Annotated in this window: 24 protein-coding genes; 2 read left to right on the top strand and 22 right to left on the bottom strand. The window is 36.0% G+C overall.

Annotation, left to right across the window (positions count from 1 at the left end):
* Positions 1–7: 7 nt before the first annotated feature.
* From cobT to Q4503_RS00185, 16 genes are all read right to left on the bottom strand, one after another.
* Positions 8–1,060 (bottom strand): nicotinate-nucleotide--dimethylbenzimidazole phosphoribosyltransferase, encoded by a 1,053-nt coding sequence (gene cobT, locus Q4503_RS00260; protein ID WP_303601072.1) that lies wholly within the window; start codon positions 1,058–1,060, stop codon positions 8–10.
* A 94-nt stretch (positions 1,061–1,154) separates the two neighbouring features.
* Positions 1,155–1,790 (bottom strand): histidine phosphatase family protein, encoded by a 636-nt coding sequence (locus Q4503_RS00255; RefSeq protein ID WP_215971661.1) that lies wholly within the window; start codon positions 1,788–1,790, stop codon positions 1,155–1,157.
* Positions 1,791–2,080: 290 nt separating this feature from the next.
* Complete coding sequence (locus Q4503_RS00250) at positions 2,081–2,503, bottom strand: F0F1 ATP synthase subunit epsilon (RefSeq protein ID WP_215971660.1); 423 nt, start codon at positions 2,501–2,503, stop codon at positions 2,081–2,083.
* Positions 2,504–2,561: 58 nt separating this feature from the next.
* A complete protein-coding gene (atpD, locus tag Q4503_RS00245) occupies positions 2,562–3,947 on the bottom strand; it encodes a F0F1 ATP synthase subunit beta (RefSeq protein ID WP_215971659.1) in 1,386 nt (461 codons plus the stop codon).
* A gap of 86 nt (positions 3,948–4,033) precedes the next feature.
* Entirely contained in the window at positions 4,034–4,897 is an 864-nt protein-coding gene (gene atpG / locus Q4503_RS00240; RefSeq protein WP_215971658.1) for a F0F1 ATP synthase subunit gamma, read from the bottom strand.
* Between the two features lie 38 nt (positions 4,898–4,935).
* Positions 4,936–6,477: a F0F1 ATP synthase subunit alpha gene (gene atpA / locus Q4503_RS00235; protein WP_215971657.1), complete on the bottom strand. Its 1,542-nt coding sequence runs from the start codon at positions 6,475–6,477 to the stop codon at positions 4,936–4,938.
* Between the two features lie 15 nt (positions 6,478–6,492).
* Positions 6,493–7,026, bottom strand: a complete 534-nt coding sequence (gene atpH, locus Q4503_RS00230) for a F0F1 ATP synthase subunit delta (RefSeq protein ID WP_215971656.1) — start codon at positions 7,024–7,026, stop codon at positions 6,493–6,495.
* A gap of 12 nt (positions 7,027–7,038) precedes the next feature.
* Positions 7,039–7,509, bottom strand: a complete 471-nt coding sequence (atpF, locus tag Q4503_RS00225; protein ID WP_215971655.1) for a F0F1 ATP synthase subunit B — start codon at positions 7,507–7,509, stop codon at positions 7,039–7,041.
* A gap of 40 nt (positions 7,510–7,549) precedes the next feature.
* Positions 7,550–7,777 carry a F0F1 ATP synthase subunit C gene (gene atpE, locus Q4503_RS00220; protein WP_086745850.1) on the bottom strand — a complete coding sequence of 76 codons (228 nt, stop codon included), beginning with the start codon at positions 7,775–7,777 and terminating at the stop codon, positions 7,550–7,552.
* Between the two features lie 74 nt (positions 7,778–7,851).
* The gene (gene atpB / locus Q4503_RS00215; protein WP_215971654.1) at positions 7,852–8,706 is read right to left on the bottom strand and encodes a F0F1 ATP synthase subunit A; all 855 of its coding nucleotides are present in this window, start codon (positions 8,704–8,706) and stop codon (positions 7,852–7,854) included.
* A 46-nt stretch (positions 8,707–8,752) separates the two neighbouring features.
* Entirely contained in the window at positions 8,753–9,136 is a 384-nt protein-coding gene (locus tag Q4503_RS00210; protein ID WP_215971653.1) for an ATP synthase subunit I, read from the bottom strand.
* 563 nt (positions 9,137–9,699) lie between these two features.
* Positions 9,700–10,614, bottom strand: coding sequence for a ParB/RepB/Spo0J family partition protein (locus Q4503_RS00205; protein ID WP_303601071.1), 915 nt, complete (start codon positions 10,612–10,614; stop codon positions 9,700–9,702).
* A gap of 35 nt (positions 10,615–10,649) precedes the next feature.
* Entirely contained in the window at positions 10,650–11,465 is an 816-nt protein-coding gene (locus Q4503_RS00200) for a ParA family protein (protein ID WP_215971651.1), read from the bottom strand.
* Positions 11,466–11,517: 52 nt separating this feature from the next.
* Positions 11,518–12,144, bottom strand: coding sequence for a 16S rRNA (guanine(527)-N(7))-methyltransferase RsmG (rsmG, locus tag Q4503_RS00195; RefSeq protein ID WP_215971650.1), 627 nt, complete (start codon positions 12,142–12,144; stop codon positions 11,518–11,520).
* Between the two features lie 27 nt (positions 12,145–12,171).
* On the bottom strand, positions 12,172–14,064 hold the full coding sequence (gene mnmG / locus Q4503_RS00190) for a tRNA uridine-5-carboxymethylaminomethyl(34) synthesis enzyme MnmG (protein WP_215971649.1): 1,893 nt from the start codon (positions 14,062–14,064) through the stop codon (positions 12,172–12,174).
* A 425-nt stretch (positions 14,065–14,489) separates the two neighbouring features.
* The gene (locus Q4503_RS00185; protein WP_303601070.1) at positions 14,490–14,957 is read right to left on the bottom strand and encodes a flavodoxin domain-containing protein; all 468 of its coding nucleotides are present in this window, start codon (positions 14,955–14,957) and stop codon (positions 14,490–14,492) included.
* Between the two features lie 570 nt (positions 14,958–15,527).
* On the opposite strand from Q4503_RS00185, the gene Q4503_RS00180 reads away from it, so the two are divergent.
* Positions 15,528–15,764 carry an RNA-binding protein gene (locus Q4503_RS00180; RefSeq protein WP_303601069.1) on the top strand — a complete coding sequence of 79 codons (237 nt, stop codon included), beginning with the start codon at positions 15,528–15,530 and terminating at the stop codon, positions 15,762–15,764.
* Between the two features lie 77 nt (positions 15,765–15,841).
* Here the strand turns inward: Q4503_RS00180 and Q4503_RS00175 are convergent, their stop codons facing one another.
* The 6 genes from Q4503_RS00175 to rpmH all read right to left on the bottom strand — a co-directional run bounded on the left by Q4503_RS00175 (position 15,842) and on the right by rpmH (position 20,288).
* Entirely contained in the window at positions 15,842–16,048 is a 207-nt protein-coding gene (locus Q4503_RS00175; RefSeq protein WP_303601068.1) for a hypothetical protein, read from the bottom strand.
* Positions 16,049–16,168: 120 nt separating this feature from the next.
* On the bottom strand, positions 16,169–17,587 hold the full coding sequence (gene mnmE / locus Q4503_RS00170) for a tRNA uridine-5-carboxymethylaminomethyl(34) synthesis GTPase MnmE (RefSeq protein WP_215971640.1): 1,419 nt from the start codon (positions 17,585–17,587) through the stop codon (positions 16,169–16,171).
* Between the two features lie 145 nt (positions 17,588–17,732).
* Complete coding sequence (gene yidC, locus Q4503_RS00165; RefSeq protein WP_215971639.1) at positions 17,733–19,367, bottom strand: membrane protein insertase YidC; 1,635 nt, start codon at positions 19,365–19,367, stop codon at positions 17,733–17,735.
* 151 nt (positions 19,368–19,518) lie between these two features.
* The gene (yidD, locus tag Q4503_RS00160) at positions 19,519–19,767 is read right to left on the bottom strand and encodes a membrane protein insertion efficiency factor YidD (RefSeq protein ID WP_215971638.1); all 249 of its coding nucleotides are present in this window, start codon (positions 19,765–19,767) and stop codon (positions 19,519–19,521) included.
* On the bottom strand, positions 19,734–20,069 hold the full coding sequence (gene rnpA, locus Q4503_RS00155; RefSeq protein WP_252727341.1) for a ribonuclease P protein component: 336 nt from the start codon (positions 20,067–20,069) through the stop codon (positions 19,734–19,736). The genes yidD and rnpA overlap by 34 nt, the downstream gene beginning before the upstream one ends.
* A gap of 84 nt (positions 20,070–20,153) precedes the next feature.
* Complete coding sequence (gene rpmH, locus Q4503_RS00150; RefSeq protein ID WP_033080930.1) at positions 20,154–20,288, bottom strand: 50S ribosomal protein L34; 135 nt, start codon at positions 20,286–20,288, stop codon at positions 20,154–20,156.
* 577 nt (positions 20,289–20,865) lie between these two features.
* On the opposite strand from rpmH, the gene dnaA reads away from it, so the two are divergent.
* The gene (dnaA, locus tag Q4503_RS00145) at positions 20,866–22,233 is read left to right on the top strand and encodes a chromosomal replication initiator protein DnaA (RefSeq protein ID WP_303601067.1); all 1,368 of its coding nucleotides are present in this window, start codon (positions 20,866–20,868) and stop codon (positions 22,231–22,233) included.
* Positions 22,234–22,247: the final 14 nt, after the last annotated feature.

The raw sequence follows: 22,247 nt of genomic DNA, 5'->3' as shown, positions 1-22,247 counted from the left end.
TTAAACGCTAAACTACCTTTGTTACTGAAGCTTGTTCAAAACTAGCCATGTCATTATAAAAAGCCACAGCAGCTTGAATAAGCGGTAAAGCTAACGCTGCTCCTGTACCTTCACCTAAACGTAATTCAAGGCTTAATAAAGGCTCTACAGTAAGCCAAGTGAGCATTTTCTGATGTCCTTGCTCACCTGAGCAATGAGCAAATATCATATAGTCTTTTACTGCAGGGTTTATTTGTATGGCAACCATTGCTGCGGCAGTACAAGTGAACCCATCAACGACTACATGCATATTATCTTCTGCTGCAGCTAACATTGCTCCTGTAATTTGCACTATTTCGAAGCCACCTAAACACGCTAATAATTGTATAGGATCTGATAATTTATCCGCATGTAATTTAAGCGCTTGTTCAACTACTTGCTGTTTCTTTTTAACAACGTCGTCAGATACGCCAGTGCCCTTTCCTACCGTTTCTACTGCAGAAATATTCATAACAGCTGCCATGATTGCAGATGACGATGTCGTATTGCCAATGCCCATCTCGCCAAAAGCAATTAAATTGCAGCCATTTTTCTTGGTTTTACTGATCAGCGATTTAGCTTTACTAAAGCCTTCTTTCACAGTTTCTACTGTCATAGCGGCTTGCAAATGCAAAGGCTGTGTAATATTGCCTAGACGTTGATCAATAACATTTAATTCTGGGGACGGTTTATGCAAGATACCTGCATCAACGACACTCAAATCCCAACCCAGTTGACGACAAAAAACACTTATCGCTGCTCCACCAGTTGCAAAGTTAGCAACCATTTGACCGGTAACTTCACTTGGCGCTATAGAAACCCCTTCCGCTGCCACCCCATGGTCACCTGCGAAAATAATAAGAGCTGGCTTGTTAATAACTAATAGTTCAAGCTGTTCAAACTGTGCTAATTGTACTCGTGCGATTGCTTTTGCTGTTGTTTCGAGCTGGCCCAGCGCACCTAATGGCTTAGTTTTACCATCAACTATTGCTTGAATTTTATTATCAAATTGGTGAGTAATAGGTTCAATTGTAAATGTCATAATAGTCTCAATAAGTATATTTATAGTTTTAACGGTAAACTATTATTGTAAATAACAAATTTGGTGAAAAGATGAAATAAGGTTGTTTTATTCTTTATAACACAAGCTTTGACCAAACCTTTCCTCTTTCATCTCGATATAAAGATATTTTTATCAAGCTAGCATAAGGTACCTCTATTGAGTCCATATGCGAGTTTCCTGGGATAGGTAAATTTAAAACGCGAGCGAGTATATGTTTGATCACACCAGCATGTGTCAAAACAAGCGTATTTTTTGACTCATTTTTATTACAAAAACTATCCCACCAATGATCAATACGCCCAGTAAAACTAGTCATGCTTTCACCATTTGGCGGTTGATTCTGCCAAGGGTTTTGCCAAAAATCACCTATTGTACAAGTTTCTACGCGATCGCTTCTTTGCCATAATGACTGATAGCTTTTACCATCCCAATCACCAAAATTCATTTCTTGCAGTTTACTTTCAACTTCTAATGATAGATTTTGCTGCTGGCAAAATAAGTCTGCATATTGATAACAACGAACCAAAGGAGAACTAATACACCGATCAACAAATTTTAGTGAGTCAGTAGCGAGAGATAGTTGTTCATAACCAAATGCTGAAAGTGCTACATCCGTTTTTCCAGCCAGAATCCCCGGTGTATCAATTTCACCGTGTCGTAACAAATAAACAGTACTTTCTGTAGGAAGTAATTGTTGTGAATTTAGCAATGTTAATCAACCATGGTTTTAAATAAGATGTAGAGTATGCATGATTTAAATATATTAATTAACTTATGGGAACTTTTCATGATTTTACTACTCTTAATAGTTGTAAGTTTTATTTCCCTTAGTGTTTCATGTTTTTATTGCGTCTTTCTTAATAGACGCTTTTTTTTGTCAAAAATTTAGGTTTTTCAAAAATAACAAACATAAAAAATGCCCTGTTACTTTACAGCAACAGAGCATTTATAATTTAATTCACTAAACCTTAGCTTACGACGTTAATTAGGAAGTTAAGCTTAACTTCTTTTATTAGTCACCTGAATAACACGTAATTGCGCTACTGCGCGTGCTAATTCAGCAGCTACTGCAGCATAATCAACATCAATACCAGTGGCATTCATATTTTCTTCTGCACGCTTTTTAGCTTCTATGGCTGCTTGTTCATCTAAATCACCAGCACGTGTTGCAACATCAGCAAGTACTGTAATGTGATTAGGTTGAACTTCTAACATACCACCTGAAAGATAAATAACTTCTTCGCTACCATCTTTTTTAGTGATAAGTGCCATTCCAGGTTTTAGTGAGGTCAGTAAAGGTGCGTGACCAGGTAAAATACCCAACTCACCTTCACTACCTGTGATCTGTAATGATTTAATACTGCCAGAAAATAAACTTTCCTGTGCGCTTACTACATCCAGATTAACAGTTAATAATGCCATTTGACTCGACCTCTATATTAATAAGCACTTAAGTTATCCCTAAGTGCTTATCAGATGATTACATCTTATTAGCTTTCTCTACAGCTTCGTCAATAGAACCAACCATGTAGAACGCTTGCTCAGGCATATCATCATATTCACCAGCTAAAATTCCTTTGAATCCTGCAATGGTGTCTTTTAATGATACATATTTACCTGGAGAACCGGTAAATACTTCAGCAACAAAGAACGGTTGAGATAAGAAACGTTGAATCTTACGTGCACGATGCACAGTTTGCTTATCTTCTTCTGATAACTCATCCATACCTAAGATAGCGATGATATCTTTTAGTTCTTTATAACGTTGTAATACTGTTTGAACACCACGAGCAACTTCATAATGTTCTGCACCAACTACTAATGGATCAAGTTGACGAGAAGTTGAATCTAGTGGGTCAATCGCTGGGTAAATACCTAGCTCAGCAATAGAACGAGAAAGTACAACTGTTGCATCTAAATGAGCAAAGGTAGTTGCAGGACTTGGATCCGTTAAATCATCCGCAGGTACGTATACCGCTTGAATTGACGTAATAGAGCCTTTATTCGTTGAAGTGATACGTTCTTGTAATACACCCATTTCTTCAGCAAGTGTTGGTTGGTAACCAACCGCTGATGGCATACGACCAAGTAACGCTGATACTTCAGTACCCGCAAGAGTATAACGATAGATGTTATCTACGAAGAATAATACGTCACGACCTTCGTCACGGAATTTTTCTGCCATAGTTAAACCAGTCATGGCAACACGTAAACGGTTTCCAGGAGGCTCGTTCATCTGACCGTAAACTAATGATACTTTATCAAGTACGTTAGAATCGTTCATTTCGTGATAGAAATCGTTACCTTCACGTGTACGCTCACCAACACCAGCAAATACTGAGTAACCACTGTGTTCAATAGCGATGTTACGGATAAGTTCCATCATGTTTACTGTTTTACCAACACCAGCACCACCGAAAAGACCAACTTTACCACCCTTAGCGAATGGACAAACTAAATCGATTACTTTGATACCTGTTTCTAACAATTCGTTAGACATGGCTTGATCTGCGTATGCAGGCGCTTCACGATGAATAGCCCAACGATCTTTCTCGCCGATTGGACCTGCTTCATCAATAGGTTCACCTAATACGTTCATGATGCGACCTAAAGTCTCAACACCAACAGGTACTTGGATACCATCACCTGTGTTTTCTACATTCAGGCCACGACGCAAACCGTCTGAGCTACCCATTGCAATAGTACGTACAACACCGCCACCAAGCTGCTGTTGAACTTCAAGTACTAAACCTGCAAGGTCACCTTCGGTTACTTTTACTGCGTGATATACCTGAGGTACGGCATCTTGTGGAAATTCAACATCCACAACTGCGCCAATTATTTGGACGACTTTACCTGTACTCATGTTAATTCCTCTTAATTTAAGCCAACCAACGCTTTGCGCAGCTAGCTTGTCGTTAAATTACGAAAACGTTATATGTTAATTACTCTTTAACCAACCGCAGCTGCACCTGCAACGATTTCACCCAATTCTTGAGTAATCGATGCTTGACGCGCTTTGTTGTATACCAGTTGTAAATCATCAATCAAGTCGCCAGCATTATCTGTAGCAGCTTTCATGGCTACCATACGGGCAGCTTGTTCACAGGCTAGGTTTTCAACCACGCCTTGGTACACTTGCGATTCTACATAACGAACTAATAGTTGATCTAACAACACGTTAGCATCAGGTTCGTATATGTAATCCCAACGATGTTCAATATCTACATCGTCAGACTTAGGTAAAGGCAATAACTGATCAACTGTTGGTGCTTGTGTCATAGTATTAACGAACTTGTTATACACTATAAACAACTTATCAATTTCGCCGTTATTATAAGCATTTAGCATAACCTGAACACTACCGACTAAGTCGGTAAGTGACGGGTTATCGCCTAAGCCAGATATTTGTGCGGTTACTTTAGAGCCCATGTTATTGAAAAACGAAGTAGCTTTTGAGCCTACAACCGCAAATTCAACTTCAGCTTCTTGACCCTGCCATTTAGCAGCGTCAGCTAGCACTTCTTTAAATAAATTAATATTTAAACCACCACACAAACCACGGTCTGTTGATACAACAATATAGCCAACACGCTTAACTTCACGCTCTTCCATATAAGGATGGCGATATTCTAAGTTACCAAGCGCAATATGACCGATCACGTTACGTATATTTGTCGCATATGGACGAGAAGCTGCCATGCTTTCTTGCGCTCTACGCATTTTAGAAGCGGCAACCATTTCCATAGCGTTTGTGATCTTTTGAGTGTTTTTCACACTCGCAATTTTGGTTTTTATTTCTTTACCAACGGCCATGACTCTCTCTCCGAAAAGATTACTTAATTAAAAACGTCTTACCAAGTTTGGGTAGACTTGAAAGTTTCAAGTGCTTTAGTCAAACCAGCTTCAATGTCTTTATCGTAGTTACCTGAATCGTTGATAGTAGCCATAAGCTCAGATGCTTCACTGTTCATGTAGCTTTGTAACGCGTCTTCAAAATCATTGATTTTGTTAATAGCAACGTCGTTCAAAAAGCCTTTTTCTGCAGCAAATAAAGAAACAGCAGTTTCAGCAACCGATAATGGGCTGTATTGCTTTTGCTTCATTAATTCAGTTACACGTTGTCCATGCTCTAATTGAGCACGAGTCGCGTCATCTAAATCTGATGCAAATTGAGCAAATGCTGCTAATTCACGGTATTGAGCTAGTGCTAAACGGATACCACCACCAAGTTTTTTGATGATTTTCGTTTGCGCTGCACCACCAACACGAGATACTGATAAACCAGCATTTACCGCAGGACGAATACCAGAGTTGAATAAATCAGACTCTAAGAATATTTGACCATCTGTAATCGAAATTACGTTAGTTGGTACGAAAGCAGATACATCACCCGCTTGTGTTTCAATAATTGGTAATGCAGTTAAAGAACCTGTTTTACCTTTTACTTCACCGTTAGTGAATTTTTCAACATACGCTTCGTTTACACGAGCAGCACGTTCTAATAAACGACTATGAAGATAGAAAACATCACCTGGGTATGCTTCACGACCTGGCGGACGACGAAGTAGTAATGAAATTTGACGGTAAGCAACAGCTTGCTTAGACAAATCATCATATACGATCAACGCATCTTCACCGCGGTCACGGAAGTATTCACCCATTGAACAACCAGAGTAAGGTGCAAGGTATTGTAAAGCTGCTGCTTCAGAAGCTGATGCAACAACAACAATAGTATTTGATAATGCGCCGTGCTCTTCTAAGCTACGTACAACATTAGCAACTGTTGACGCTTTTTGGCCAATAGCTACATAAATACTTTTGATACCAGTGTTCTTTTGGTTAATGATAGCGTCAAGTGCAATCGCTGATTTACCGATTTGACGGTCACCAATGATTAATTCACGTTGACCACGACCAATTGGAATCATAGCATCAATTGACTTAATACCAGTTTGTACTGGTTGGTCAACTGATTTACGTTCAATAACACCAGGAGCAACAACTTCTACAGGAGAGAAGCCATCATTTTCAATTGGGCCTTTGCCATCAATTGGTTCACCAAGTGTATTTACTACGCGGCCTAAAAGACCACGACCTACAGGTACTTCCAAAATACGGCCAGTACCTTTAACTTTCTGTCCTTCTGCTAAATCAGCATAAGGTCCCATAACTACCGCACCTACCGAATCACGGTCAAGGTTTAAGGCGATAGCATAACGGCTACCAGGAAGTTCGATCATTTCACCTTGCATTACATCGGCAAGGCCATGGATACGAATGATACCGTCTGTTACAGAAACGATTGTACCTTCGTTACGAGCTTCGCTGACAACGTTGAACTGTTCAATACGATTTTTGATCAGTTCAGCGATTTCAGTGGAATTCAGTTGCATGCTCTGTTCCCTTATCTAAGATTGTAATGTTGTTGATAAACGGCTCAGTTTACCTTGGATAGAGCCATCAATAACTGTGTCACCCGCTTTAATAATTAAGCCGGAAACGATGTTTACATCAATATTACAATTAAGCTTTACTTTACGTGCCAAGCGCTTTTCAAGCGCGGCGCTAAGTGTTGTTTTTTGCTCTGCGGTAATTTCTACTGCCGAGGTTACATCTACTGTGATTTCTTGTTCAAATTCAGCTTTTAACGCTAAAAAGTGTTCAAGAACCAGTGGTAGCACCAACAAACGTTTGTTTTCAGCCATAACTTTTATAAAGTTCTGACCTTCACTGTTTACTTGCTCACCACAAACATTTAAAAATAAAGTTTGTGCTTGCTCAACTGAAGCCCCGCCAGATAAATAACCTTCAATAGTTTTATCTTTAGCAACTTCAGCAGCAAAAGCTAGCTGGGTTGCCCAGCTATCAATTGCTTTAGCTTCAACAGCAAAATCAAACGCTGCTTTAGCGTAAGGACGAGCAATGGTTGTCAATTCAGACATAGCTCTATCCTCTTAAAGTTCAGCGACGAATTTATCTAAGATGTCGCTATGTGCTGCGGCATCGATAGAACGTTCAAGAATTTTCTCGGCACCGGCAACAGCTAGAATAGCGACTTGTTTACGCAATTCTTCTTTTACACGGTTACGTTCAGTTTCAATTTCTGTGTGACCAGCAGCTAAGATTTTTAATTTCTCAGCTTCTGCTTTCACAGCAGCTTCTTCAACTATCTGCGTTTCACGCTTTTTGGCTACTTCAATAATTTCAGCAGCTTGCGCCTTCGCTTCTTTTAGTTGGGCCGTTGCTTTTTCTTGGGCTAATTCCAAGTCTTTTTCAGCACGGTCTGAAGCAGCTAAACCATCTATGATTATTTTCTGGCGAGCTTCAATAGCATTGTTTAGTGGTGGCCATACATATTTCATGCAGAACCAAACAAAAACGATAAATGCTATTAATTCACCAATTAGAGTGGCGTTTAAATTCACAACCGCTCCTCCTTAATAGTAAGCTGTTCAAAGAATGGAATTAAAGTACAAACAATAATACCATCGCGATACCAACACCGATCATTGCTACAGCATCGATTAAACCAGCTAAAATGAACATTTTAACTTGTAATGACGGAGCTAATTCTGGTTGGCGTGCACACGCTTCTAAGAATTTTCCGCCCATGTTACCAAAACCGATAGCAGTACCAATAGCACCAAAACCGATAAGTAAAGCAACAGCGATGAACTTAATTGCTTCAGGCATTGTTAATAGTTGTTCCATTTTTTTTCTCCAGGGTTTTTAATTATAAAAATTAAAGTTAAAGTTAAAGTTAAAAATTAATGATTGTCCGAGCTTGCCATGCTTAAGTAAACGATTGTTAGCATCATAAATACGAATGCTTGTAATACAATTACTAGTATATGGAATACAGCCCACACAAAGTGCAACGGAAGTTGCATTAAACCTACAGCGCCGATTAAGATGAATATCAACTCACCAGCATATAAGTTACCGAATAAACGCAGTGCTAACGAGAATGGCTTAGCGACTAATGCGATTGTTTCCAGTAATAAATTACAAGGGATTAAAAATACCATTGCAAGTTTGTTATTTGTACTAAAAGGGTGCAAAGTAAGTTCTTTAATAAAACCACCAACACCTTTGATTCTTATAGAATAAGCTATCATCAACAAGAATACGCCCACAGCTAATGCCGCAGTAAGATTAATATCTGTTGTTGGTACAATTTTCATGTATACATCATGAGAATCCATACCGAATGCTGTTTCACCAACAAACCCAGCTAATGCAGGTAAGAAATCAACAGGAATTAAATCCATTAAGTTCATCAAAAAGACCCAAACAAATATCGTTAGGGCTAATGGCGCAATCAGTGCACTTTTACCTTGGAAGGTTTTAGATACGTTGTCACCAACAAAATCAATAACCATTTCAATGAAACATTGAAATTTATCAGGTACACCTGTGGTTGCTTTGTTTGCTGCTCTACGGAAAATCCATAAAAACAGTATCCCTAAACCAATTGACCAAGCTAGGGTATCTATATGCCATGTCCAGAAACCACTGTCACTACATGCTTTATTAAATGCCAAACCACTATCGGTTGTACACATTTTCGCATTAGTTAAATGATGCTGAATATGGCCTGAGAGAGTAACTTCTTCTGCCATTTTATTATCCCAAAAGTTAAAGTTTATAAATTTTTTTGCTTCTGTTTCAACGCTTTGTTAAAAACAGAGGCTGTAGTAGTGGAAAAAACACTACTACACAATATGTACTTAAAAATGCTGACGGTACTATTACCATAAATTTAAAAACCAACGCAAATAATAGCGCGGTATAAAGCATTTTTAATTTTACGCCGCTATAGAAAGACTCTACTACTTTCCTAGACGACTGTGCCCCTGCATATTTAAATGCTTTCAAGGCAAAAATAATATTGGGTATAATTGCGACTGCACCACCAACTAACGCTGATTTGGCATGGGCAGTTCCCCATATAAAATAAATTATTACTGTTGTTATTAACATTAAAGCAATAGTGAATAATATTTGTGTTCGAGCTACTTTTCGCCCTGCTTTTGTTAAGCTATTACTCATATATACTAATAAAACTCATCTAAAAAATCATCAACAATAATCTCTGTTACATTACGAATATAGTCGTAGTCCAACGAGTTTTTTAAAGTAAAAACTTTAATGTTAAAAAGTTTGCGCAAGTATACTTAAATTGTCTTTTATTGCAAGAAAATAGGGCAATGAACGCCCCTTATTTGTGCTAATAATTAATATAGATTTGAGAAATACAACTAAAGTACTAAATTATAGTTAACTAAAGGATTCTAAAGGATGAAATAGCCTATTTAACACCATCACTGCTCGGATGAGTTTTATTGAATATTAAGGGGGTGTAATTAAAATTTATGTTACTGAATATTACAATACTATTTGAAGAGCAAACTATTACTCTATGTTTATTTTGGAGGAAAAGTTTAGTGTAATTTATCTGGTTGAGTTTTTAGAGAATATCGCCTGGAGTGGCTAGTTTTAAATGAAGGGGAATATAGTTACTAGCGAAAAACTTATTAAGCCAAGCTTAAATTATTTAATTCGCTAGTATTTTATCTGCTAGATTTTATGGTCGTAGTTAATAGTCGTTAGTATTATTTTATTTTAGAAATAAAGTCATTCAATTCAGCTAAATTAGCATATGAGATAACGAGTTTACCTTTTCCTTTTTTATTATGACTAACGGCAACATTCAAACCTATTTTTTCTGCTAAGTTTTGCTCTATATTAGTGCTATTTTGATCTTTTTCTTTCGCAGGCTTTTCTTCACTCGGGTTTTGAATTCTTTTAATTAGTGCTTCTGTTTCTCTAACTGTTAATTCTTTTGTTGCTACTGTTCTTGCTGCTTCAGCTTGTAATGTATCATCAAGGGCTAACAATGCACGAGCATGACCCATTTCAATATCACCATTTTCTAAGAAAGTTTTTACAGCATCATTTAAATTATTTAAGCGTAAAAGATTTGTTACTGCCGTTCTAGATTTACCTACGGCTAAAGCCACTTCTTGATGAGTTAAATCAAATTCAGTTAATAAACGATCTAAGGCAACAGCTTCTTCCATTGCATTTAAATCTTCTCGTTGAATGTTTTCAATTAAAGCAATTGCAACCGCTGATTCATCAGGTACATCTTTTATTAAACAAGGAACTTCTGTCAATTTTGCTAATTTAGCTGCACGCCAACGACGCTCACCTGCAATTATTTCGTAAAACCGGTCACCATTATTGTCGGTATTAATAAGTCTAACAACAATTGGTTGGATAATTCCTTGAGATTTAATGGATAATGAAAGTTCTTCAAGTGCAGAATCGGACATATCCTTACGTGGCTGATACTTACCAGGTGATAACTTATTAATGGCTATTTTACTTAAATCACCATCTTTAAGTATAGTATCATCATTTTTGTCACTTTTTTTACTGCTATCTTCTTGTTCCGAAGGCCTTACTTGTGGCGTAAGTAATGCGTCAAGGCCTCTGCCTAAACCTCTTTTCTTTGTTGGGCTCATAATATTCCTTGAAATTACTCTGCAGTATCTTGACTCTAGCTAGCCACTTGCTCGCTATTTGGTGCTTTTGTTGAATTATTTTTTACCGTACTATTTTTACGTAGTACTTCACCAGCTAAAGCTAAATAAGCTTTTGCACCTGTTGATGACTTATCGTAATACATTACAGGTGAGCCAAAACTTGGTGCCTCGGCTAAACGTACATTACGTGGAATAACACTGCGGTACACTTTATCACCAAAGTGACGCTTTAATTGTTCAGATACATCATTTGCTAATCGATTACGAGGATCATACATAGTACGTAAAATACCTTCAATATGAAGCTTATCATTAACAACAGAAGTTAATTTTGAAATGGTATCCATTAACGCTGTTAACCCTTCTAAAGCATAATATTCACATTGCATTGGTACTAAAACAGAATCTGCTGCTGTCATCGCATTTACTGTCAGCATATTTAATGATGGTGGACAGTCAATAATAATAAAATCATAATGATCTTTTACTGGCTCAAGTGCCATTCTTAGTCGATGCTCTCGAGAGTATACTTCCATTAACTTTATTTCAGCTGCAGTAACATCGGTATTAGCCGCAATTAAATCATATAAACCAGTTGTTTCCTTTTGTGCAACTTCTTCAACCGATTTTTCTTCAATAAGTAATTCGTAACAAGTAGCTGGTACTTCATACTTATTAATACCACTGGCCATTGTTGCATTGCCTTGAGGATCAAGGTCGATTAATAATATTTTTCGCTTAGTAGCAGCTAAAGACGCAGCCAAATTAACAGCAGTTGTTGTTTTACCAACACCACCTTTTTGATTTGCAACAGCTATTATTTTTCCCACAAGCGCCTCTATTATATTTAATTTATTATTTAAACAATGTTTTTAACACTTTTTAGTTCTTTTTTAAAACAAGTACATGCCGTTCGCCTACAAGTTCAGGTACCTTTATTTCATGACTAGCAACTAAACTAATATTTTCAGGTAAATTAGTCAGTTCATCACTGGGATATTGACCTTTTAAGGCAAAAAATTGTCCTTGTTCTTTAGTCACTAAATGTGAACACCAAGTCACCATATCATTAAGTGATGAAAAGGCTCTACTTAATACACCATCAAAAGGTGTTTCACCAGAATAATCTTCAACACGAGACTTAACCGGTTGAACATTAGTCAATTTTAATTGAAATACAACTTGTCTAAGAAAAGTGATCCTTTTTCCTAAACTATCTAATAATACAAAATTTTTCTCAGGAAATAATATAGCTAAAGGAATACCTGGTAAACCAGGACCTGTGCCAACATCGATAAAGTTTTTGCCATGCAACACTTCACCTACCATTAAACTATCCATTATATGCTTAACTAGCATTTCTTGTGGATCTCTTACTGATGTTAAGTTGTAAGCTTTATTCCATTTATGTAAAAGCTCTACATATTGAATAAGTAAGTTTACTTGTTGCGGAGAAACTTGCAAAGTTGTTTGACTAAGCAAGTTTTCGAGTTTTGAAGTTAATGTCATATTTTTTAATGATACTTTTTAATTGGCTTACGCTATTTTTTTACTAAGTAAACCATGTTTTTTTAAGTAAACTAATAATAACGAAATAGCTGCTGGAGTAATACCAGAAATTCTAGATGCTTTACCAATGGTTTCTGGACGAGCATCTTTTAATTTAGCGACAACTTCGTTTGATAATCCTGATAATTGCGTATAGTCAAAATCAAGAGGTATAACAGTATCTTCATTACGTTTTTTCTTGGCTATTTCATCAAGTTGTCTATCAATATAACCTGCATATTTAGTTTGAATTTCTATTTGCTCTGCTGCTTGTGTATCTGCAATAGCAGGGCCTAAACCTTCTATTTTCATTAAATCGCTATAACGTACTTCAGGACGACGAATAAGATCTTCAAGACTTGCTTCTTTACTCATTGGCGATTTTAGTAATGCATTTACTTGGTCTATATTACTTTGATCTTTTTGTACCCATGTATCTTTTAAACGTTGACGCTCTAATTCAATATTTTCCATTTTATCGTTAAAACGTTTCCAACGAAGATCATCAACTAAACCAACCTCACGGCCTTTTTCAGTTAAACGAATATCGGCATTGTCTTCACGTAACAATAAACGATATTCAGCACGTGAAGTAAACATACGGTAAGGTTCTTTTGTACCTAAGGTTGCTAAATCATCTATCAATACGCCCATATAAGCTTGGTCTCGACCTAGGGTAAATTCATCACGACCTTTTACTCTATTAGCAGCATTTGTTGCTGCAATTAAACCTTGAGCACCAGCTTCTTCATATCCTGTCGTACCATTTATTTGTCCAGCAAAATATAAATTTTCAATAAACTTACTTTCTAGTGATTGTTTTAAATCTCGAGGATCAAAGTAATCATATTCAATGGCATAGCCTGGACGTGTGATAAAAGCATTCTCAAAACCTTTAATTGAACGTACTAAATTCATTTGTACATCAAAAGGTAAACTCGTTGAAATACCATTTGGATAAATTTCATGAGTAGTTAACCCTTCAGGTTCAACAAATATTTGATGTGAAGTTTTATCAGCAAAACGAGTAATTTTATCTTCAATAGAAGGGCAGTAGCGTGGACCAATACCTTCAATAACACCAGTATACATTGGCGATCTATCTAAACCTTCACGAATATATTGATGTGTTTTTTCATTTGTATGAGTAATAAAACAAGAAACTTGCTCTGGATGATCCTTTTCAGATCCCATAAATGAAAACACTGGGCGTGGTGAATCTCCAGGTTGTTCTTCCATAACTGAAAAATCTAATGATCTTGCATCTAGACGAGGTGGAGTACCTGTTTTCAAACGATCCATTCTAAAAGGCATATCACGCATTTTTGATGCTAAATTTACGCTTGCAGGATCTCCTGCACGTCCGCCTTGATAATTGTTTAAACCAATATGAATCTGTCCTGCAAGGAAAGTTCCTACGGTTAATACAACTGTTTTTCCTTTAAATTTCAATCCCATTTGAGTTGAAACACCAGCAACACGATCATTTTCTAAGATCAGATCGTCACAAGGTTGTTGAAAAATAGTTAAGTTTTCTTGGTTTTCTAAGAATTGACGGACGAAAGTTCGGTATAACGCTCGATCTGCTTGAGCTCTAGTTGCTCTTACTGCTGGGCCTTTGCTTGCATTTAAGGTTCTAAATTGAATAGCACTATGATCAATGGCTGTTGCCATTAAACCACCTAAAGCATCAATTTCTTTTACTAAATGTCCTTTTCCAATACCACCGATGGCTGGATTACAGGACATTTGTCCTAAAGTATCGATGTTATGGGTTAACAAAAGTGTTTTACATCCCATTCGGGCAGATGCAAGCGCAGCCTCAGTGCCTGCATGGCCACCACCAACAACGATTACATCATACGACTCTTGATACCACATAAATTTGAACCTTAAAAAACTGTTGTTAAAGAAATTTTCTTTAACTGAAATTAGGAGACGTATTTTACCGTTTTTTTTCCAATAGTGAAACGATCAAATGCGTAAAAAGATCGTAACTCGATCTCTCTAATATATATAAGATCTTTATAGAGATCTTATTACTATTACTTATTAAGGATCGAGTTTTCTGTGGGTAAGTGTTTTTTTCTCAATTATTTTATATGGTTAAGAGAATGACAAGCTTGTGATCAAACATTGATCAAGTCTCATATAAGCGGTGATCAAAAGGACTAGTTATCCACAGAGTAATTAAACCATAAAGATATACACGGAATAATAATATGAAATTAACCGCTTATCCATTAAATTGTCCACAATATGCGTTTTTTACACTAAGTTTTGTTGATAACTTATGTGTAAGTAGCTTATAAAAGATCCTTGTTTTCACTTAACCATTGCTGTGCAAGATCTTCTGGATCAATATCTTCACTCATATCAAGAGTTTTAACATCTAACAAACTATTACAACCCTTTGATATTAATAGTTTATTTAATTCAAAGCCTGCTTTGCAAAAAGTATCATAATTTGAATCTCCAATAGCGATAACAATTAAATTTATTGAGGATAGATCTTGTACACAATTTTTAAGATCTTCAACAAATGCTTGGATATTGTCAGGAAAGTCACCAGCTCCATGAGTGGAGGTACAAACGAGCCAAGTTGTTTTTTTAGCAGGATCTTGTGAAAAAGTTGATCCAAGGATCGAATTAAAATTAGGATTTAAGTGTAAATTTGCGTCATGGTTAAGTTTATTTAGCTGTTCTTCACATGCTTCAGCAACATATTCTGTGCCGCCAAGCATACTGCCAACAATTATTTGAAATGAGCTCATAGTTAGGTGATCTAATGATTAAGAATGAAATGATTGTATTCTTATACGTAAACCAGCTCAAGGTGAACGAGTTAGCTTAAATGATAAACTTATTGAGGCCGGCTATTTTAATTAACTGCCGTTTGTGAGGATCGTCTTTTATGGTTGTTTTGATCCGGAATAAGATCTACTACTTACTTAAGTAGATCCAAATAACAAAGTACAAAAGTTTAGATCGCTTCTTTATAGGTACTTTAACTGGCTAAGTTTTATTAAAGTTTGTTAGTAATGAGTAAGCTAATTGATAAATAAGTAGTGTTAGAGATAATTTTTATAAATATATTTATATAGTAAGTATTCACTATTAATTTTATCCATATTTTTATAGATATTGAAAATATACTTATTCTAGATGTAATAACGGCTGGTAGCATGAGGTCTAAAACTACCAACAGCGAGTAGTGAAGTAAGCGCTAATAGGTACTGAGTGTAATAATATGCCGTTTAATATTTTTATTTATCATTACTTACTACGGGCAATATGTGCGACAATTACTTACGCAATATTTTAATCAAGTCATAAGGTTCATTATGAAACTTTTAGTTCGTAACCTTTCACGTTCAACCACAGAGCAAGAACTTCGTATTTTATTTTCTGCTCATGGCTCTGTCACTGAATGTAGTTTAGTTTTAGATCAAGAAACAGGTAAATCAAAAGGCTTTGCTTTTGTGGTAATGCCAGATGAGAAAGAAGCAAAATCGGCACTTTCGGCTCTTCATGAAACAAGAGTTGCTAAAAACAGAATTCGTGTAAAAGTTGCACAATAGTTCGTCTTAACAGAAACTTACCTCAGAAAAATTAGTTATATTGCCGCGATAAAGTATAGATAAAGATCTAAAATAACTTAAGCGGCTTTAATTTCATAAGATAAACCTGACCGCTCTTCATATCTGTGTTTATTACCTATCAAAATATATTTCTTACTGTTCTTAAAACTCAATTCTGGTTTATCAATCATTACTGCTAGTTCTTTAGTTTCAGAAAAAACAAAAGCTGAAAATGTATTACGAATAACGGCTGGTTTTCGTGATGAAATTTCTACGGTAAGCATATTGCCACCTTTTAACCTTCTTAGTTAAAAGGTGGCAATATGCTTGTAGGGGAGAGAAAATATTAATATAGGGGCTATTTTTAAGTTATATCGATGGCGTATAAACGTTTATTTATATACCTATTTTCCAATACAGAAAGAGCTAAATATTTTAGTTAATAGGTCATCACTGGTGAATTCACCGGTGATTTGATCAAGCTCTAACTGACAAATTCTTAATTCTTCAGCTAAAATTTCTCCAGCTACATAAGACTCTAATTGGTCTAAACCAGTAATTAAATGCTGATGAGTGTTATCTAAAGCGGTTAAATGACGTCTTCTAGCCATAAATCCACCTTCAGTACTACCTTGATAGCCCATAATCGCTTTTAAGTGCTCTTTTAAGCTGTCAACGCCTGCGCCAGTTTTTGCTGATAAGGTTACCGAAGTATGGTTTTTATTATTTTTATCTGTAAATTCAGCTAAGCCAATATTATCTTCAAGAATTGCTTGGTTTAAATCAGCTTTATTTCTTACTAAGGTCAGGCCGATGTTATTAGGTAGCTTTTCGAAAAATTCAGGATAATAATCTTTAATATCTTGTTCACTTTCTAAAAGATTATGGTTGGTACTCGCATCAACCATTAACAATACGCGATCAGCTTGTTTTATTTCTTGCCAAGCGCGTTCAATTCCAATTTGTTCAACTCTATCATCACTGTCACGTAAACCTGCAGTGTCTATAATATGTAATGGCATACCATCGATATGAATTTGTTCTGTTAATACATCACGTGTAGTACCAGCAATATCGGTAACAATGGCACTTTCTTTACCGCTCAATGCATTGAGTAAACTTGATTTTCCGGCGTTAGGCCTACCTGCTATAACGACACGCATACCTTCACGAATAATACTGCCTTGTTGTGCCTGTTTTCGTACGCTTTCAACTTTGCTGATAATAGCTTTAAGATCGTTAACTATTTTTTTATCAGCAAGAAAGTCAATTTCTTCTTCTGGAAAGTCGATAGAGGCTTCAACATACATACGTAGATGAATAATGCTTTCTACCATTTCGTTAACTAATTTAGAAAAATTACCTTGAAGTGAGTGCAGGGCAGAGCGTGCAGCTTGTTCTGAACTTGAATTGATTAAATCTGCAATTGCTTCAGCTTGGGTTAAATCAAGTTTGTCATTTAAAAAAGCTTGTTCACTAAACTCACCTGGTTTAGCCATAACAACATTAGGTAAGGCTAGAATAGCTTTAAGTAGCATATCTAAAAGAACAGGACCACCGTGACCTTGAAACTCTATAACATCTTCACCCGTAAATGAATTAGGGGCTTTAAAAAATAAAGCGATACCTTGATCTAATATTTCGTTTTGTGCATTTGAAAAAGGTAAGTATTCAGCTTTTCTAATTTCAGGCAATTTACCCAAAATAGCTTGAGCAACATTTTTTGCTTCAGGCCCAGATACACGAATAATACCAACACCACCACGGCCAGGTGCGGTAGCTTGTGCTGCAATAGTTGATTTACCACTAGGTAATAATGACATTGATTTAAACCTATAAAAATAGAGAGCTTGAATAATAGCTATTTTACGTTATTTATCTTTAACTAACAAAAAAGCGATTTCTTTATCAGAAACCGCTTTTATATTATTAATATGAACTTAAGTTAAAAATTATAACAAAGAAGTGTTAACTTGCTTTTTCTAATTTCTTCTTCTCAATGCCGCTGAAAATGACTTTCATTTGGGCAATTGAAATCATGTTACTTACGAACCAGTAAAGTACTAATCCTGATGGGAACCAAGCCATAAATATTGAGAAAACAACAGGCATGTATTGCATTATTTTCTGTTGCATTGGATCTTGAATAGTCATTGGTTGCATTTTTTGCATTACAAACATACTAATACCCATTAATACTGGCAATACATAGTATGGGTCCATTGCTGACAAATCTTGAATCCAAAAAACAAACGGTGCATGTCGTAATTCAACACTTTCTAAAAATACCCAGTAAAGCGCAAGGAAAATAGGCATTTGTAGTAATAATGGTAAACAACCGCCAGCAGGGTTTACTTTCTCTTTACGATACATTTCCATGGTAGCTTGAGACATTTTTTGTCTGTCATCACCAAAACGTTCTTTAAGCTGTGCCATTTTCGGCGCTAATTCACGCATTTTAGCCATTGAGGTATATTGCGCTTTTGTTAACGGATACATACCACCTTTAACAATTAAAGTGATGATAATAATTGCTACACCCCAGTTTGTTACAAAGCTTTGAATTGTTAATAGTAACCAGAATAATGGTTGACTAATCATCCATAAAAAACCGTAATCAATGGTTAAATCTAAGTTAGGTGCAATTTTCTCTAGTACCGCTTGATCTTTAGGACCAACATAAAAAATAGCTGAGGTATTGCCTTGTTGGCCTGCATCTATTGTTACTGGCGGTGCTTTAAAACCAATAACAGCTTCTTGGTTGTTGCTGTAGTTAGTATACAGTTGGTTGTTATCTTCAGCATTTGGTACCCAAGCTGAAACAAAGTAATGCTCTAGCATTGCAACCCAACCACCAGGTGTTGTTTTATTTAAGTTTGTTTCTGCAATATCATCAAAATCATATTTTTCATAGCGATCTTCACTTGTAGAGAATGCAGCGCCACGATAAGTAGGTAACATACCTGATGAAGTGTCTTTTAATGTAGATTGTTTAAGTTGACCGTACATTTGAACTGAAACACTGTTAGCTGTGCTGTTATTAATTATGTATTCAACACCAATACTGTAACTGCCAGCAACAAATGAAAAGCGTTTTGTTACGCTTAGACCATTGTTATCTTGAAAAGTTAGATCTACAGTTAAATTGTCACCAACTAATTCATAGTTACTTTGAACCGTACTATAAATAGGTCGGCCTTTAATAACTCTATCTACGCCGTTAGCACCCGTTAAGCCCGATTGTGCAACATATTTTTGATTACCGTTTTGCATTACGGTGTATGGAATATTATTACCTTGTTCGGTATTAAAATCGAGTAGCTTCGCATCAACAATATCACCACCTTGCGTATTAATTTTTACTAGCAAGGTATCTGTAGCGATACTAATTAATTTTGCATTTGAAGCTGTATCTCTTGTCATTGGTGCTGATGAGTCAGTTGATTCAGGAACAAATTCTGCATCTGCAGCAAGTTCATTATTCGCATTTTGACTAATAGTTGGTTGTTCAACTGCTGGTGAATTTTCTGCTTGCCACTGACTAAAAAGTAAGTAAGTAACAACCATAAGCGCAATAAAAAGCAGACTGCGTTGAGATTCCATAAGATTTAATTCTCTTGTTTTTGGGTTGGCACGAGGTTATATCCTCCCGCATGTAATTTATAGCAAGGCATTTTAGACTAGGTTTAACTGCAAACCAACACTCTTTTAGTATTAGCGTATATAATTTGTTCTGCTTTTTAAGGCAGGAATATTATTTTTCTTTTTTTAAGGGGGGAACTGGATCTTCACCACCTTCATTCAACGGGTGACATTTTAATATTCGTTTGCTTGCTAACCAACATCCTTTTATTACACCAAAGCGTTCTATAGCCTGGTTTGCATAAGTAGAGCAGGTTGGTTGAAATCGACAATTAGAGCCCAATAATGGACTAATAAAACGCTGATAGCCTTTTATACAAGCTATTGCTAGTTTTTGTGGCGCTGAATTATTTTTCGCCATATTTTTTCTAATTCTTGGTTGATTTCGTTATTGTCGAGTTGATCAATACCGGACTTTACCATAACTACCATGTCGATAGCAGGTAAATCATGTTGATTTAAACGAAAGCTTTCTCTAATAATTCTTTTCATGCGATTTCGTTGTACGGCAAGTTTCACACGTTTTTTAGCAATAGCTAAGCCGAGACGATTTTTTTTACATGAATCATCAGATAAATTAGTAGGGGTAATAAGTATAGTAAAATGGCGAGAGCCAAATCTGATAGGTTTTTTAAACACAGATTGAAAGTGACCGGGAGTCAACAGACGTGACTCCCGATTAAATTCATAAGTAACCTTATTGGTTACCATCTTAATTCAGTTTCTAACTTAGAAATAAAATTAAGATTAAGCACTAAGGCTTGCACGGCCTTTGGCACGGCGACGAGCTATAACAGCACGGCCATTTTTAGTTGCCATACGAGCACGGAATCCGTGGTTACGCTTACGCTTTAATACGCTAGGTTGAAATGTTCTTTTCATTACGCTAATCCGTCGGTTGTTGTTGCCCTGACAAAAAAGCCATTTGAGCACACAGGTCTAAAAAAAGAGGCCGAATTCTAAATCTAATTCAGCTCACTGTCAATGTTTTATCTTGAATATTTATTAAAAGATCCTTTGATGATCGTTAGGATCTTAGCTGTTGTGGTGACTTGCATTTTAATGTTATTCACCGAACGGGGTAAAAATATCCACAGGTTTGATGTTAAATGGTATTTTTTTACTGATTCATTGCTTTTTTATTTGTATAAGCAATAAAAGTAAGTAATCCATTTTTGAGTAATTTTAATATAAAACCTTACTAATAAGCCAATTAAACTAGTCTTTAGCTGTTTATTGTAAAAATAATTACGAATAGTTGTCTGTCAATATTGCACTTGTGGATAAGTATAGAGATAATGGTAGTACATAATAAAAAACTTTCGTTTGTTTTACTTTTTCAAGTCGTAAAATTTCTTGTCTTTTAAGTAACGATCTTATTGTTTATTTTCTAATGCTTCTTTTTTAATAAATAGATAATAACAACAAGCGGATGAAATATTTTCCTTTGGAGTTTTGGTTGGAACACTCTCTTTGGCAGCGATGCCTTTCTGTTCTTCAAGAAGAATTGCCAGCACAGCAATTTAGTATGTGGATTCGTCCACTACAGTGTGTTGTTACGGATAATATATTAACACTATATGCACCTAATCGTTTTGTTTTAGATTGGGTTCGCGATAAATATGTTAATAGAATCAATGAACTAATAACAATGACAGATGGTGGGGATTCATACCTTTTACGTTTTGATGTGGGTAGTAAACCACTAAGTCCTGCTGTACAAAAAAATGCAGCGACTTCTGCCGGCGCCAATTTTAGTCCAAATAGTAAATCAGCTCCCGCTGCTGAAGCGGAAACAAATTTACCAAAAAAGGCTAATGTTCGTGTTAAATATACTTTTGATAACTTTGTTGAAGGTAAATCGAACCAGTTAGCAAGAGCCGCCGCTTCACAAGTTGCTGATAATCCCGGTGCAGCTTATAATCCATTATTTATTTATGGTGGTACTGGTTTAGGTAAAACGCATTTATTACATGCAGTTGGTAATGGCATTTTACAAAATAATCCTAATGCTAAAATCGCTTACATGCACTCAGAACGTTTTGTGCAAGATATGGTAAAAGCGTTGCAAAATAATTCCATGGAAAAGTTTAAGCAATATTATCGTAGTGTTGACGCTTTATTAATTGATGATATTCAATTCTTTGCTGGTAAAGATAGAACTCAAGAAGAGTTTTTTCATACTTTTAATGCGCTACTTGAAGGCAATCAACAAATTATCTTAACTAGTGACCGTTACCCTAAAGAAGTTGCCGTTGAAGATCGATTAAAATCTCGTTTCGGTTGGGGCTTAACTATTGCGATTGAACCGCCAGAATTAGAAACACGTGTCGCTATCTTAAAAAGAAAGGGACAAGAAAGTAATATCAACTTAGCGGATGAAGTTGCTTTTTTCATTGCTAAACGTTTACGTTCAAATGTACGTGAATTAGAGGGAGCGCTTAATCGTGTTATTGCTAATGCAAATTTCACGGGTAGAGCGATTACTATAGATTTTGTTAGAGAAGCTTTACGAGATTTATTAGCTTTGCAAGATAAGCTTGTTACTATTGATAATATCCAACGCACTGTGGCTGAATATTACAAGATTAAAGTAGCGGATTTGCTCTCGAAGCGAAGAAACAGATCTGTCGCTAGACCTAGACAGCTAGCAATGGCATTATCTAAAGAATTAACGAACCATAGCTTACCAGAAATAGGTGATGCTTTTGGTGGAAGAGATCATACTACAGTGTTACATGCTTGTCGTAAGGTGAAGTCTCTTAGAGAGGAACTGCATGATATTAAAGAAGATTATTCTAATTTGATTAGAACCTTATCGTCTTAATATTTAATGTTTTC

This window comes from Colwellia sp. 6_MG-2023 (assembly GCF_030547765.1).
In the GTDB taxonomy this organism is placed as follows: Bacteria; Pseudomonadota; Gammaproteobacteria; order Enterobacterales; family Alteromonadaceae; genus Colwellia.
The sequence above is the reverse complement of the archived record's forward strand: the minus strand, read 5'-3'. Positions and strand labels throughout refer to the sequence as shown.